The organism is Haloarcula ordinaria, assembly GCF_029338275.1.
In the GTDB taxonomy this organism is placed as follows: domain Archaea; phylum Halobacteriota; class Halobacteria; order Halobacteriales; family Haloarculaceae; genus Haloarcula; species Haloarcula ordinaria.
Map to the genome: position 1 here is coordinate 1,420,133 of NZ_CP119789.1, position 14,104 is coordinate 1,434,236.

At 67.4% G+C, this 14,104-nt stretch carries 16 protein-coding genes; 6 read left to right on the forward strand and 10 right to left on the reverse strand.

Translation table 11 applies throughout. The features are described from left to right. Nucleotides 1–79: 79 nt before the first annotated feature. Entirely contained in the window at nucleotides 80–280 is a 201-nt protein-coding gene (locus tag P1L41_RS07510; RefSeq protein WP_276298240.1) for a hypothetical protein, read from the forward strand. Here P1L41_RS07510 and P1L41_RS07515 read toward each other — a convergent pair. Beyond that, nucleotides 277–1,005, reverse strand: coding sequence for a GNAT family N-acetyltransferase (locus tag P1L41_RS07515; RefSeq protein ID WP_276298241.1), 729 nt, complete (start codon nucleotides 1,003–1,005; stop codon nucleotides 277–279). The genes P1L41_RS07510 and P1L41_RS07515 overlap by 4 nt on opposite strands. A 484-nt stretch (nucleotides 1,006–1,489) precedes the next feature. Here P1L41_RS07515 and P1L41_RS07520 point away from each other — a divergent pair, with 484 nt between their 5' ends. Next, the gene (locus tag P1L41_RS07520; protein ID WP_276298242.1) at nucleotides 1,490–2,209 is read left to right on the forward strand and encodes an HD domain-containing protein; all 720 of its coding nucleotides are present in this window, start codon (nucleotides 1,490–1,492) and stop codon (nucleotides 2,207–2,209) included. Here the strand turns inward: P1L41_RS07520 and P1L41_RS07525 are convergent. The 3 genes from P1L41_RS07525 to P1L41_RS07535 form a co-directional block, all read right to left on the reverse strand. Beyond that, nucleotides 2,204–2,902, reverse strand: a complete 699-nt coding sequence (locus P1L41_RS07525) for a LysE family translocator (RefSeq protein WP_276298243.1) — start codon at nucleotides 2,900–2,902, stop codon at nucleotides 2,204–2,206. The genes P1L41_RS07520 and P1L41_RS07525 overlap by 6 nt on opposite strands. 38 nt (nucleotides 2,903–2,940) lie before the next feature. Continuing rightward, complete coding sequence (locus P1L41_RS07530) at nucleotides 2,941–3,831, reverse strand: coiled-coil protein (protein ID WP_276298244.1); 891 nt, start codon at nucleotides 3,829–3,831, stop codon at nucleotides 2,941–2,943. Nucleotides 3,832–4,077: 246 nt separating this feature from the next. Beyond that, complete coding sequence (locus P1L41_RS07535; RefSeq protein ID WP_276298245.1) at nucleotides 4,078–5,922, reverse strand: glycoside hydrolase family 2 protein; 1,845 nt, start codon at nucleotides 5,920–5,922, stop codon at nucleotides 4,078–4,080. Nucleotides 5,923–6,035: 113 nt separating this feature from the next. On the opposite strand from P1L41_RS07535, the gene P1L41_RS07540 reads away from it, so the two are divergent. The 3 genes from P1L41_RS07540 to P1L41_RS07550 are packed head-to-tail and all read left to right on the forward strand — an operon-like array spanning nucleotide 6,036 to nucleotide 7,515. Further along, on the forward strand, nucleotides 6,036–6,209 hold the full coding sequence (locus P1L41_RS07540; RefSeq protein WP_276298246.1) for a hypothetical protein: 174 nt from the start codon (nucleotides 6,036–6,038) through the stop codon (nucleotides 6,207–6,209). Nucleotides 6,210–6,234: 25 nt separating this feature from the next. Continuing rightward, on the forward strand, nucleotides 6,235–6,660 hold the full coding sequence (locus tag P1L41_RS07545) for a DUF371 domain-containing protein (protein WP_276298247.1): 426 nt from the start codon (nucleotides 6,235–6,237) through the stop codon (nucleotides 6,658–6,660). Nucleotides 6,661–6,714: 54 nt separating this feature from the next. Next, complete coding sequence (locus P1L41_RS07550; RefSeq protein ID WP_276298248.1) at nucleotides 6,715–7,515, forward strand: endonuclease III domain-containing protein; 801 nt, start codon at nucleotides 6,715–6,717, stop codon at nucleotides 7,513–7,515. 9 nt (nucleotides 7,516–7,524) lie between these two features. Here the strand turns inward: P1L41_RS07550 and P1L41_RS07555 are convergent, their stop codons facing one another. From P1L41_RS07555 to P1L41_RS07575, 5 genes are all read right to left on the reverse strand, one after another. After that, complete coding sequence (locus P1L41_RS07555) at nucleotides 7,525–7,869, reverse strand: HalOD1 output domain-containing protein (RefSeq protein ID WP_276298249.1); 345 nt, start codon at nucleotides 7,867–7,869, stop codon at nucleotides 7,525–7,527. A gap of 77 nt (nucleotides 7,870–7,946) precedes the next feature. Continuing rightward, nucleotides 7,947–8,594 carry a helix-turn-helix domain-containing protein gene (locus tag P1L41_RS07560; RefSeq protein WP_276298250.1) on the reverse strand — a complete coding sequence of 216 codons (648 nt, stop codon included), beginning with the start codon at nucleotides 8,592–8,594 and terminating at the stop codon, nucleotides 7,947–7,949. 60 nt (nucleotides 8,595–8,654) lie between these two features. Then, on the reverse strand, nucleotides 8,655–9,686 hold the full coding sequence (locus P1L41_RS07565; protein ID WP_276298251.1) for an aldo/keto reductase: 1,032 nt from the start codon (nucleotides 9,684–9,686) through the stop codon (nucleotides 8,655–8,657). A gap of 58 nt (nucleotides 9,687–9,744) precedes the next feature. Then, a complete protein-coding gene (locus P1L41_RS07570; protein WP_276298252.1) occupies nucleotides 9,745–10,380 on the reverse strand; it encodes a DUF7125 family protein in 636 nt (211 codons plus the stop codon). Nucleotides 10,381–10,420: 40 nt separating this feature from the next. After that, nucleotides 10,421–12,334: a beta-CASP ribonuclease aCPSF1 gene (locus tag P1L41_RS07575; RefSeq protein WP_276298253.1), complete on the reverse strand. Its 1,914-nt coding sequence runs from the start codon at nucleotides 12,332–12,334 to the stop codon at nucleotides 10,421–10,423. Nucleotides 12,335–12,540: 206 nt separating this feature from the next. On the opposite strand from P1L41_RS07575, the gene P1L41_RS07580 reads away from it, so the two are divergent. After that, a complete protein-coding gene (locus tag P1L41_RS07580) occupies nucleotides 12,541–13,029 on the forward strand; it encodes a DUF7984 family protein (protein WP_276298254.1) in 489 nt (162 codons plus the stop codon). On the opposite strand, the gene P1L41_RS07585 is transcribed toward P1L41_RS07580, so the two are convergent. After that, nucleotides 13,015–14,064, reverse strand: coding sequence for a DUF7350 domain-containing protein (locus P1L41_RS07585; protein WP_276298255.1), 1,050 nt, complete (start codon nucleotides 14,062–14,064; stop codon nucleotides 13,015–13,017). The two genes, P1L41_RS07580 and P1L41_RS07585, sit on opposite strands and share 15 nt — an antisense overlap. Nucleotides 14,065–14,104: the final 40 nt, after the last annotated feature.

Genomic DNA, 14,104 nt, shown 5'->3' on the forward strand with positions numbered 1-14,104 from the left:
CCGCATGGTAACGGGTCCCATTCCCAGTCCGCGAGAAACCACGGGGTCTGTTATAGTGACTGATATCTTACCTTTAGATATGCTCCATGCGACACCGCTCCCATCGGTCATCGGCGACTCAGCACCGGCAACCCTCACCACGGACATCGTCGTCGGCATCCTCGTCGCGGTGGGCCTCTTCGCCCTCTACTACAAGCTGGTCCTGCTCCGGGCGAAGCGCGGTCGCTCACGTGACGCCAGCAACGACGGAGGGACGTCCAGACGCGATACGGGGAACTAGAGGTAGGCAGCGTCCCAGCGCAGGGGTTTGCGGACGTTCCCGCAGCTGTCACACTCGATGCGCCCCATCGAGTCCATGGAGTTGGCGAGGGTGTTGCAGTTGCTACAGAAGTAGCCGTAGCGGTCCTGCCCCTCCTCGTCGACGAAGACCACGTTGAACGGCGCGATAGACCCGCGTTCGGAGTTGTCGTGGTCGATGTAGACGGTCCGGCCGTCGTCCGCCTCGATGGGCTCCCGGCCCCACTGTTCGGCCTCCGCGTAGATGTTCTCGACGTAGGTCCGGCCGTCGATCTCGACCTCGTCGGTCCCGACCTGGTCGAACCCGCGGTCGGTGTAGAAGGCGTTCCCCTCGACGTTGTCCGCGAGGACGCGCCCGTCGAGGTGCGCGGCACCGAGGTCCGTGAGGTGGTCGCGAGTCTCCTCGAACAGCTCCGAGGCGATACCCTCCCCGCGGTGGGCGGGGTCGACGTGCAGCCACAGCAGCGTTCCCGTGTCGTCCCCCGGGACGACGCTCTCGGAGAAGGCGACGACCTGGCCGTCCCGATCGGCGACCAGTACCGTGTGGTCTTCGTCGGCCATGATTTCGTCCAGGCGGTCCTCGTCGTACCACTCCTCGATGGCGCTGGTGATGGCCTGTGGTCCCAGCGAGTACGAGGCCTGCAGCGACCGCCGCGCGACGTCTCTGATGGCAGGCCTGTCTGCCGGCTCGGCCGTTCGGATGTTCATATTCCCCTCCTGTACGCCAACCGTCATAAACGTACAGTCCTGTCACCCCGTCGAACCTTGGTGCCTTATATCTGTTAATACACTCGGTGACACTCGATACTCTTCCAGGAATTGCAGAAAAAAGTTTATATTGGTGGTCGCTTGAGTGGTAATCGAGATTGGAGGTGGACAATTAAGAAAAATAAGGGCCAGTTTCCGACCGCCTGTGTACGACGTCTCGAGCCGACGTCAGTCTGAGCATGTGTGGTTCCCACGTCTGTGATCAAGTATGTACCATACCGGTTCACTCGCTCAACCAGCGTTCGTGGGGCCTTCCCCAGTGCCGTTTTTCACCGCCGCCGAGACCACCGTTCGTCGCCGCGGGTACGGGTCGACGAGGAGTCTCCCCGTCTGTCACCGACTCGCATTGTCGTAACGCTAAAGAGTCGAACGTACCTTTCTACCTGTAAGATGATTACTGGACCCGCTCTACGGAGGTGGTGTTGTGGGTATCGAGATTAAAGAGTCGCCCATCTCCGACGAGGAGTTCGAGGCGATGCAGGAGTTCGTCCACGACTACCTCGCCGCGAGCGTCGAGAACGAGGGCGAGGGTGGACGGATGCGCTGGTACCCGTGGCACTCGGCCGAATATCGGTTCAACCACATCCTCAACGTGGTAGACATCGCGACGAAGATCGCGCGCCGCGAGGGCGCCAACGAGGACGTCACGCGAGTCGCGGCCCTCTTCCACGACATCGCGAAACTGGAGGCCGAACAGGACCTCCACGCGGAGGCCGGGGCGCGCATCGCGCGCGAGTACCTCGTCGCCCACGGAGACTACCCCGACTCGTTCGTCGACCAGGTGTGTGCCGCCGTCGAGGACCACTCCTACCAGGGTGACCTCGACGACCTCTCGCTGGAGACGCGCTGTCTCATCGAGGCCGACATCCTCGACAAGGTCGGTGCCAACGGCACCGCGCTCATGCTGTTGCGGATGGGCTACGAGGCCCGCACGCACATGGACACCGCCGAGATGGTCGAGCGCGTCATCGAACGCGGGGAGGACGCCCGCGAGCGCGTCGTCAGCGACACGGCCGACTCGCTCATCCACCAGCGGCTGAAGCGCACCCGCTGGTTCCAGGAGTGGCTCGAGATCGAGGTCGCGGAGATGGCCGCCGAGGAGGACCCGCTGGACGACGTCGCGACCGGCATGGGCGAGTCATAGGCCCAGCGCCCGGGCCAGAAAGAGGACGCCGGTGCCGGCCAGCACGGCCGCGCTCGCCCACGCCACGACCGGCGCGAGTCGTTCGACGCGTCTCCGTGCGGCAACGATAGTCGCCGGGAACCCCGTTATCCAGAGGACGATTCCCCCGAACAGCCCAGCGACCAGCAGCGGGTGCCCGGTCTGGACCACCAGTGCGTTCGCGAGGTCCGCGCCGACCACCGGCAGATAGGCAAGGACGTCCACCTGCCCAGGTTCGAGCAGGCCGACCCCGACGGTGAGCCAGAAGACGACCTGATAGGGGTTCGTCAGCGCCAGCACGAACGCCTTCCGGAACCCGCGACTCTCGCCGTCGGCCGGTTCGACCGACGAGAGCGCGTTCGCGTCCCGGACCGCGCCGTAGGCGAACCAAAGCATCAGGAGGCCGCCGACGGCGACCATCGCGCGCTGCAGTCCCGGCGTCGACCGGACCACCGTCGCCACGCCCGCCAGCGCCAGCACGAAGAAACAGGCGTCGGCCACCATCGCGCCGAGGCCGGCGGCGAACCCCGAGCGCCACCCACGGAGCGCGCTCTCCTCGGCGATGACGGCGTTCATCGGCCCCGGGGGCGCCGCGAGTGCGAGCCCGAAGACGACACCACCGACAGCCGTCGGGAGGAGGGCGAGCGGGCCGGACTGCGAGAGCCAGTGAAGCATCTATCGGAGTGGAGAACGGGGAGAAGAAAACGTCGGCGTTACAGCTTGCCGGCCTTCTGCAGCTTCATCAGGTCCTCGGTGTCGAGGGTCTCGCCTTCCTTGAACTTCTGGTAGATCTCCTCGGCCTCCTCGCGAGCGGCCTCCTGCTTTTCCTCGCGCTGGGAGCGCTCTTCCTGCTCCTCTTTCTTGTCGAGTTCGCGCAGGCGCTTCTGGACGCGGACGAAGTCTTCGTGGTGCTGGTCGGCCGCTTCCTGGGCCTCGACGAACTCCTCGTGTTTCTCGTCGGCGTCGTCGCGGATCTCGTCGGCCTCGCGGTAGGCCTCGATCATCTGGTTGTGGTGCTTCTGTGCCTCGTCTGCGAGCTCCGTGACCTTCTTGTGGTGCTTGGACGCCTCGGAACGGACCTCCTCGGCCTCGGCCTTGAGCTCCTCTAAGTCACCGCTCTGGTCGAGCTTCTCCGTCTTCTCGGCGAGTTTCTCGCGCTTGTCCTCGATCTTCTCGATGAGCTCTTTTTCGTCCTCGGAGGAGAGCACCTCGGTCTGCTGTTTGAACTCGAGGTCCTCGATCTCCTCTTTGAGTTCCTCGACGGACGTGCCCTCGTCGAGTTCGAGGTCGTTCTTGAGCTTGTCGACCTTGTCGAACAGCTCGTTGGCCTTGGCGTTGAGCTCGTTTCGCTTGTCCTTGTGCTCCTGGACCTGCTCGTTGAGCTCGTCGCGCTTCTCGCGGTGTTCCTGGGCCTCGTCGACCTTCTCGCGCGTCTTCGCGTTCAGGTCGTCGCGGCCGGACGCCCGCTCGGACGCCATCTGGTTCAGCTCGTTGCGCCGGTCGCGGAGCTGGCCGGCGAGCTTGATGAGCTCGCCTTTGGATTTGTTCTCAAGGTCCTCTTCTGTTACTGCAACGTTCTTTGATTCGTCTATCGAGTCTGCCATTGTTGAAACCTCTATGCCATCACCGCTTCTGCACAGACAGCGAATCCGCTAATGAGGGGCTGACGCCAATAATAAGGATTCCCTCTCATGTTGGGCGGAAGGCGATACTGCCTGAACGCGGAAGCGTTCTGGTAACTAATACTATCGGGGGATTGTGTTTAAATATTGCGGTACACAGGATACCGCGACAACGGCTCTCATGCCGCTGTGCGACCGCGTGAAGGGTTACCACAGAACTGTGGTCGCCTATATACCACTCGGTATCTGATACTCCGCTTTCACCACGCCGTCCCCGACAGCGACGGCCACCGTCACCTCGTCGCCCGCCGACAGGTCGAGCGACCCGACGGTCACGCGCCCGCCCGGCCCGACGGTGTGTTCGGCCTGTTCGCGCCTCCCCTCGTGGTCCCACTCGACGGTGACCGTCTCGGTCGCCGCCCCGTCGTGGACGAGGACCACGTCGCTCGGGCCGGGCGTCGGGGCCGTGAGGACGACCCGCGTCGGCTCGTAGGCGTCGGCGAGTGCGTCGTACGCCGGTTTCGCCGTCCCGTCGGCGGCCAGGACGCCCATTCCGGCGTCGGCCACGTCACGCAGCGCTTCGAGGACGACGACATCCGACCCCCGGCGACGAAGCCCGTCGGCGACGGCCCGGACGACGTGGGCCTGGTACGCCTGCGAGGCGTCGAGGCCGTCGTCGACGTGCCGGTCGTGTGCGGCGCGGTCGAACCCCGTCTCGTCGGCCGGGTCCGCAACACCGAGCGACCCGGCCCCGAACCCGCCGACGACGTCGCCGACGCCGTAGCGGTCACAGAGCCGCGAGAGGTCCCCGGCCTGCCCGTACGTCCAGCCGGGGAACAGGGTTACGGCGTCCGGGTCGATACCAGGTGGGCCGACGACCGGATACGTGGGCACGCTCTCCACGGCCGCTGCAACCCGGGTCGCCGCCGTCGCGTCGTAGGCCGCCCGCCAGGCGCGCCAGCGAAAGCGCAGTCGGTCGAGGAAGCCCGAGCCCAGCCCCGCTGCGTACGGGTCGACGGGCGAGTCGTGGACGGCGACGGCGGCGAGACACGGGTGGTGGTCGTAGGTGTCGACGAGCGACGTCGCGAGGTCTGCCCCGCGCTCGGCGTCGAACGAGCCCGGACCGGTCAGCGGGAGGTCCTGCCAGAGGAGGACACCGTGGCGGTCACAGGCCGCCGCGACCGCCGGCGGCGTTCCCTGCGCCCGGACGCGGACCAGGTTCGCGTTCGCCGCCGCGGCGCGCTCGACGTCCTCGGGCGTCGGGTCCAGTAGCGTCACCCCGCGGGCTGGGACCGGGTCGCCGTTGACCCGGAGGCCTCCGTCGGCCGCTTCGACGGTCCGCAGGCCCGTGGTCACCGACTGTGCGTCGTCGCCTATCTTGGCCCGGACCACGTAGCGGGCCTGCTCGCCCCGGTCGTGTGGCCACCACAGCGCCGGGTCGCGGAGGTCGATGGCGTGCGAGACGGTCGTCCGGCCGCCCTCGGCGGTGACGCGCGACCGGGACATCGTTCCGCCGCCGCGACTCGCGCCCTCCGGCCGCAGGGATATCGTCATGCGGTCGTCGACGGCGTCGGTCGTCACCACGTCGGCGGCGACGTCGACCGTCGCGCCGTCGTCGGTCAGATGTGGCTCGACGCGCAGGTCCGCGACGTACGGGTCCGGTCGAGTCTCGACGGCGGCGCGCCACCAGATACCGGGGACACAGCGCGCCGCCGGGAGCGCGCCGGTGGCGTGCAACCCGCCAAAGCGGTCCTCGGGGGCGCGACACTCGACGACGATTCGGTACCGCTCGGCGTCGGGGAGTCTGATCTGAAGTGGTGCGAAGTAGGTGTCGTGGGTCGCGATTTGGTCCCCGTTACACCAGACGCGTGCGTGTGCGTAGGTGCCCTGGAGGACGAGCCGGACGTGCTCCTCGTCGGGGCCTCGTGGGTCGTCGAACGTCGTCTCGTAGGCGACCGCGTCGGCCCCCTCGAACTGCGTCGGCCGACCTGGGACCGTCACCGGTTCCCACTCGTCGGGCGTGGGTCGGCCTCCGTCGGGGGTGACCGCCGCGGCGCGCCACGAAAGCGACATACTCGGTGGGGCGTCCGCTGGCGACATATCAGTTACTCCGCTGTCGCTTTCCACTTTCACTTTCACTCCGGGGATGGCTCGGGTTCACATTCCATGGGCCGCTTGGGTCGAGTATGTTCGAGGAGCTACTCGACGACGCGGCGCTGACCTGTGACGGCCACGACTGCGACCGGTCGCTCGCGGAGCCGGCGCTGGTGTTCGAGACGGACGCCGGCCGCCGCGCGGCCTACGAGTGTGCGTGCGGTGCGGTGACGGTGACCGTCTGTCGCCCCGAGTCGTCTCGCTGAAGTACCCCGACCGTCGAGGGGGCGTATGAACCTCGAGGCGACCGTCCACGCGACGGGGCACGAACACGTCAGCGCCGAACACGCGAGCACGCTGGAACTGACGAGCGACGACTTCCTGACGCCGGCCGGGGACTGCATCCTCGGTATCGATGCCTATCCGGTCCCCTGTGAGTTCGACGAGGAATTCGTCGCGGCCTGCCGGGACGCCGACGCGACCATCTCAGCGACCATCCGAGCGGCCGGCCACACCGCCACGGTCACGGGGTCAGGCCACCCGGACCTGACCTTCGAGAGCGACCGGAGCCACGTCCTGCGGACGAGTGACTACGTCGACGACCGGACGGTGATGGTCGAGGCCGACGCCGCCGCCGGCGACGTCGACCGCGACCTGGTCGCCGCACTGGCCGATGGGGCCGACGTGACCATGACTCTGCGAGTCACTGTCGACTGAGCCGGCGTCGGCACGATAGACGGCTCTTTGGGGCTCGCGACCCACCGTCGAGCCATGGACGACCCCGAACCCGACCGGAACATCAGCGGCGGCGAGGCGGGCGGTGGCGAGCCGACGGCGTTCGACCCGGGGACCGGCGAGACGCGCGCCGAAGCCGTCGTCGACCGCCTGGGCGACCTGTACTGGCAGAAGACCTACGGCGGCCAGGCGGCCTTCGAGTGCCTGGTCCGGACGATTCTCAGCCAGAACACCTCGGACAAAGCCAGTCAGCCGGCGCACGAGGCCCTGATGGACGCCTACGGCGGGGCGGACCTGGCCGCCTCGCTCGCCGACGCAGACCAGGGGACGCTGGCCGAGACCATCTCGTCGGCCGGCCTGTACAACCAGAAGTCCGAACGCATCGTCGCCCTGGCCCAACTGGTGTGTGACGAGTACGGCGGCGCGGACGGCTTCGACGCGTTCGTCACGACCGGCGACCCCGGGGAGGTCCGGGACCGACTGCTGGCGATGAACGGTGTCGGGCCGAAGACGGCCGACTGTGTCCTCCTCTTCTCGGGCGGCCGCGACGGCGTCTTTCCCGTCGATACGCACGTCCACCGCATCGCGCGCCGGATGGGGCTGGCACCCGCTGACGCCGACCACGAGACGGTTCGCGAGCACCTGGAACGAGCAGTGCCGGGAGAGAAGTGCGGTTTCGGCCACACGGCGATGATTCAGTTCGGACGCGAGTACTGTACCGCGAGACAGCCGGCGTGTCTGGACGACCCTGACGCGTGTCCGCTGGCGGGGCTCTGTGACCAGGTGGGGGTCTACCCGGCCTCGGGCGAGGTGGTCGACCCGAGCGAGGGAGACTAAAATCCGTTCTCAGTCGCTCTCGGTGATGGAGATGGTGCCGTGGTCGATGCGGACGTCGAACCCCTCGTACTGGAAGGAGACGGAGGCGTTCGCCAGGTCGGCCCGGTGGTCGCTAAAGAGCATGTCCAGCGCGTCGGGGTCGATGATGTCGTAGACCACCGACAGGTCGCGCGGGTCAACGCCCTTCCGGTCGGCGACCAGCGCCGTGACCGCCATGCTCGGCACGCTGTCTGCGGGGTCGAACGCCGCGGCCGTCGTGCCGGTGGCCTCGTCCGTCGTGAGGCTCGTGAACGGGAACATCCCGTCGCTGACTAACGCTCCCGGACCTGTCTCTCGTTCAGATAACTCGTCCATGCACGTACGGAATATGTCTACGAGAATGCCAGATGCGGTTGACTATGTAACTCGTTTAAATACGGAACCCGGGCGAGTCATCCGGTTTCGGACAACATCTCGCGGATGAGAGCCCGGTGGCCACGCCGCAGTCGGTTCGCGACGGCCTGTCGCGAGATGCCGAGTTCGGCCGCGACGTCCTCCAGCGTTGCGGTCCGCGGCTCGTCGAAGAACCCCAGCTCGTAGGCCAGCAGCAGGGCCTCTCGCTGGGCCGCGGTCAGTTCGGCTGGTTCGTAGTCGCCGCTGGCGGACAGCTCGTGCAGTTCCGTCAGCGTGAGGTCGATACCCAGGTCCCGACACGCCCTGTCGAACTTGGCGATGGCGCCCGGTTCGATGCCGCGGACCTGGACCGTCCAGCCCTGAATCGTCCCGTTCGCCGAGAGCAAGGAGACGCCCGTCTCGATGATGGCCCCCAGGACGCCCTCGTAGGTCGTGACGTACTCACACCGGAGCAGCGAGCGGTCGCCGACCTGGTCGATGACGTCGACGTCCGCCAGGGCGGCCGCCGCCGTGAGGCTCTCGCGGGCCTGCTCGCCCTCCGGTCCGCTGACCCAGATGTACGGCAAGATAGCGTCCCCCGTTGGAATCAGCCGCTCTATCTCGATGGTCGCGTCCTGGAACGACTCGAAGACGGCGTCGAATGGGAACGCCCCGTAGTCGATGGTGAACTCCGCGAGCGTCGCCATTGTCCGTAGTCCCTCGGCTATTGGTAAAAGGTCACTGACTGTATACCCGGTACGGTCGGCTTACTGCCGGTGGCCCCATCGCTCGCCGTCGTCGGCGTACCGGGCACTGACGATGCGGTTGAACTGGTCGTCCGACAGCGAGAGGTCGACGGCCCCGACGTTCTCGTCCAGCTGGTCGACGGTCCGGGCGCCGACGATGGGCACGCAGGTGAGGTCCGGTTGCTCGATGAGCCAGCGCAGCGCCACCTGTGCCGGCGTCGCGTCGAGGTCCTCGGCGATGGCCTCGATCTCCGCCAGTACGTGCCACCCGCGCTCCGAGAGGTAGTAGTCCTGGAAGGAGTCGTAGATGTCGCCACGGGCCCCCTCCGGCCCCTCGAAGGCCTTGGGGTCGTCGGGGTCTGCGCGCTCGTACTTCCCGGTGAGGAACCCGCCGGCAAGCGGCGAGTAGGGACAGACCGCGATGTCCTGGTCGGCACAGACGTCGAGGTAGTCCTTGACGTCGTCGCGATAGCCCGCGTGGAACAGGGGCTGTGTCACGTCGAAGCGCTCGAGGCCCTCGACGTCGCTCGTCCAGAGCGCCTTCGTGAGTTGCCAGGCGGCCATCGTCGACGCGCCCAGATAGTGGACTTTCCCCTCCCGGACCAGGTCGTTCAGCGTCCGCATCGTCTCGACGATGTCGCTCTCGTCGTCCCAGCGGTGGATGTAGTAGAGGTCGAGGTAGTCGGTACCGAGGCGTTCCAGCGTCCCCTCGATCTGGGCGCGGATGTGCTTGCGCCCGAGGCCGTGGTCGTTCGGGCCGGGTTCGCCCCGGCCGTCGAAGGGGAAGTACACCTTCGAGGCGAGGACGAAGTCCTCGCGGTCGTACTCTTCGAGCCACTCGCCGATGTACGCCTCGCTGGTGCCGTTGGGCGTCCCGTAGACGTTGGCCGTGTCGATGAAGTTGATGCCCCGCTCCCAGGCGGCGTCCAGCAGTTCGTGGGCCTCTTGCCGGTCCGTCTCGACGATGTCGCCGGCTTCGCGGCCGAACCGCCACGTGCCGAAACAGAGTTGCGAGACGCGCGTCCCCGTGTTGCCGAGTCGTGTGTACTCCATACCGGCGCGCACGGGCGGCCGCGTGAAAACCTCTATGGCACGACCCCGCTGGCGATGGTCAGTAGTCCCGCGTCCGGTCGACCTGGACCGACGAGCCGACGTCCAGTTCCTGCACCCGGTCGTTCTCGTCCAGCGGGAGTCCGTTGGCTTTCGGAATCTCCAGGTAGTACGTCAGCGACCGCGCCCCCTCCCGTCGCGGTTCGAGGCGCCAGACGTGGTCGGCCACGGACAGCGTGAGCTCGCGGTTCGGCGACTCGGCTTCACGACCGGACTCCAGACAGTGGAGCATCCCGACGCCACCCGTCTCCGCCAGTCGGCGCGAGAGCGCGTTGAGCAGGTCGAGGTACGCCGCCATCGACGCCGTCCGTTCGAGCGGGTCGACTACGTCGACGACGACGTCGTCACCGTCCTCGAGCTGTTCGAGCCCGGCGTCGATGGTCGCGAGCGCGTCGTCCAGGTCGACGTGCTCGACCCGCCTGAGCTTCGGGTCGAGGTCCTGCTGGGCGAGCTGGCGCTGGACGCTGTCGACGGTCCGAAGCGTCGTGAAGTAGTGTGTCGGTCGCAGTCCCGTGTGGGCACAGAGGACGGGCAGGGACTGGGCCTCCGGCGGTGCGAGGAGCGCGACGATGCTCCCGGGCTGGAGGCCGCCACCCAGTGTCCGGTCGATGGTGTCGATACCGGTCGAGAGGCGCATGGTCTCTCCACTACCGACGACAGCAAAAGTCTGCCGTCGACTACCGGAAGCGGAACGTCTCTAGGTTCTCCGGCGCGAAGGTCCGCAGGTTGTACTCGTGGTACAGTCCCGACGAGAGGTCCTGAATCGCGGACTCGTCGCCGTGGACGCAGAGCACCTTCTCCGGCTGCGGGCTCATCGTGTTGACGAAGTTCTCGAGGCCCTGCCGGTCGGCGTGGCCCGAGAACCCGTCGATGGTCTCGACGCGCAGCTGGACGTCGATGCGCTCGCGGCTCCCGTCGCGCGTCGGGACCTCCGACTGCCCGTTCTGGACGCGGCGCCCGGCCGTCCCCTTCGCCTGGTAGTCGAGGAAGGTCAACGCCGAGTCCGGGTCCGGGCCGACGTGTTCGAGCCACGACAGCACCGGGCCGCGGTCGAGCATCCCCGACGGGGCGATGACGACAGCTGCCTCGCCGTCCGCTATCGATTTCCGTTCGTCGTCGTCGCCGTCGAACGGCTGGAACTGGTCGGCCAGGAAGGGGTTCGACTCCACGTCGAAGATACGGTCCTCCAGGTTGTCGCGAAGGAAGTCGGGATAGGTCGTGTGGACGGCCGTCGCCTCCCACACCATCCCGTCGAGGTAGATGGGGAGCTCGGGGATGTCGCCCTCCCGCATCGCCTCCGCCAGGACCAGCATGACCTCCTGTGCCCGGCCCACGGGGTTCGTCGGCACGAGGACGGTCCCGCCGCGCTCGGCGGTGTCGCGCACGACCTGTTTGAATTTCCGCTCCGAGTCGCCCTGGTCGGTCTGGTAGTCGTTGCGGCCGCCGTACGTCGACTCCAGGACGAGCGTCTCGACGCGCGGGAACTGGTTGACCGCCCCGTCGAGCAGTCGGGTGTCGCTGTAGTGGATGTCGCCGGAGAACGCGACGTTGTACAGCCCCTCGCCGACGTGGAAGTGGACGACGGAGCTGCCCAGGACGTGGCCCGCGTTGTGCAGCGTCAGCTTGACGTCCGGCGCGATGTCGGTCACGTCGCCGTAGTCCAGCGTGATGGTGTGCTTGATGGCCTCGCGGACCATCTCCGACCCGTACGGCGGCGTCCGCCCGTCCGCGTTCGCGCTGTCGATGTACTCCAGCGTCAACAGCCCCAGCAGGTCACGGGTCGGTTCGGTACAGTAGATGGGGCCGTCGTACCCCCGTTCGTACAGCAGAGGCACCAGCGCGGAGTGGTCTAAGTGAGCGTGGGTCAGGACGACGGCGTCGATGGTCGACGCGCCGGACCCGAGCGCTTCGGGCACGTCGAGGTACGGCGTCTCGCCGCTCGCGCCCGGTTTCTCGCCGCAATCGACCAGGATTCGCGTGTTGGGCGTCGAGATGACGAAGGCGGCGCGGCCGACCTCGCGACAGCAGCCAAGCGAGGTGATGCGGACCCACTCGTCGTCGGACATCGGCTCGCGGTGGATCTGGCGGCCGACGCGCTCCAGGATGGTCCGGCGTTCCTCGCGTTCCTGCCCGAGGAAGCTCCGGACGTTGTCGACCGTCGCCGACTCGATGGGGGCGCTCCGGACGACGTCCGGCGTCCACCCGACCTCGGCGGTAATCTCCCGGCGCGTCTCGCCGCCGCGGCCGATGACGACGCCCGGGTTCCGGGCCTCGATGCGGACCTCGCCGGTCTCCCTGTCGAAGTCGATGTCGGTCACGCCGGCGTCGTCCGAGACGATGTCCCGGATGGCCGCCTCGGCGGTCTCCGGCGGTGTCAGGACGCCGGGGTCCGGGCGGACCGTGATGCGCTTCCGGAGCTTCGACGCGAGCTGGCGGACGAGCTCGGCGTCCGCGGCGAACTCCTTGGGGTCCTGTGTGTAGATGACGAGTTCGGGCCCCTCGTAGGTCACGTCCGACACGGAGATTCGCCGTGGGACGACGTCGTCTATCGTTGCCTTCACCTCTTCGAGCTGCTGGTCTACCGTACTCATGAGTCAGAACGGGTCGCTGTCGTCGACAGGCGGGCCCCACCGTCGCCGTCGCTGGGCCCGAAACCTGCGGGATGAACGCTGTCTACGGATGTCATACAGTTGTATATCGAGTTGTCTCCGGACAGGGAAACACGTCCGGAAAACCGGCCTCTAATCCAGGTATTCCCTTCACAATATAAAAGACTTCGCACTACGGAGTTCCCGTCATGCGCGTCACACCCGCCGTCGTCCGCGAGGAGTACGAGTGGATTCGCGAGCGGCGCTCGGTCGTCGTTCCGCTGGTCAACGACACCCGCGACCACCTGGGCGAGCAGTTCGACGTGGACGTCGCTCACATCTCAGACACCCAGTACGACGAGACCGTCGCGGCGGTGTTCGCGGACGGCGACCGGGCGGTCAACGTCGCCACGCTCTCGCGATTGCTCCGCGACCTGGATGTCGAGGGCGACTATCCGGGGTTCGTCGTCGACGAGCTGCTTGGCCGGGAACTCGCCGGGATGGTCGCCGGCGACCAACCGCTACGGCTGCTGGCGGAGGCCACCTTCCACGTCGCAGACGTCCGAACGCACGGCGATGCCGACGACGCGGCCGGCGCCGACGACCTCGACGCGGCGCTGGCGGCGGGCGCCCAGACCAGACTCCCAGGCTGGCCGTGGCAGGAGCAGGAGAGTCCCTTCCGTCTAGAAGGAGAGTGAGGGCGTCCCGAGGAACGCCGTCTCGTAGCCCTCGTGTCTGGAGACCTGCGGCGGGGCGATGACGTCGACGGTGACCGACGGCTCGGCCGCCGTCGAGGCCACCACGGCACCGTAGTGATAGCCGATGTCGGGGTGAATCGCCGCGGTCAGCGCGTCATCGAAGACCGTCTCGCCGTCCGCCTCGACGGCGCCGCCGAGCGACATCATCGGGAGCGGCACGCGATTGTAGGGCGTGCGGACCGATACGGCGAGGTAGGACTCGCCGTCGCCGAGGAATGGGGCGTCCCGCAGCCAACTCGCGGCGTAAGTCTCGTCGGCGCCCGCGCTGGTTCCGAGCAGCGTTCCGGGCAGCGCCGACGCCTCCGGGGCCCGCGAGGTCGGTATCATGTCCATCTGCATCAGGTCGAGCGCGGCCCGCTCACCCTGGGTCTCGGGGAACTCTTCGTAGGCGAGGCTCTGCAGCGCCGACTCCGCGAAGTCGAACTCGACGGTCGCCTCGCCGGCGTCCCCGAAGCGGCCCTCGAACGCCCCCAGGCGACGTTCGTTCATGCCCTCGACACGGACCGAGATCTGGTAGACGCCCTCGCCGTCCAGCGCGTAGTTGTCGCCGTAGTGAAAGCCCATGTTCTGCGAGACCATCGGCCACGGCTGCTTGTCGGCGACCGTCTCGCCGTCCCGTTCGACCGCGATGGAGACGCCGGCTGAGACGGGCAGCACCATCCCGCTCTCGGGGTCCCAGACGCTCGCCATCAGGTGGAGGCTGTCCGCCTCGCGGATGTCGACCTGCTCGGCGGTGGTGCCGGTCACCGTCCAGAAGCGGTGTGGGTACGAGTAGGTCAGGCCGACCATGTAGTCGCCGGCCTGGGCCATTCCGGCCATCCCCATCCCTTCTCTGTGCGTGGGGCGGTAGGTGGCGTCGGGGCGGTCTTCGACGAGCGGCGGGGCCCGTGTCGACTGCGTGCTCAGTGCCCCACAGCCCGCCAGCAGCGACGCGCCGGTGACGCCGGCACCGGCGAGGAACTGTCGTCGGTTCATGCGCGTCCCTAACAGTCTCCCGTGAAAGACGGTTCTGGTA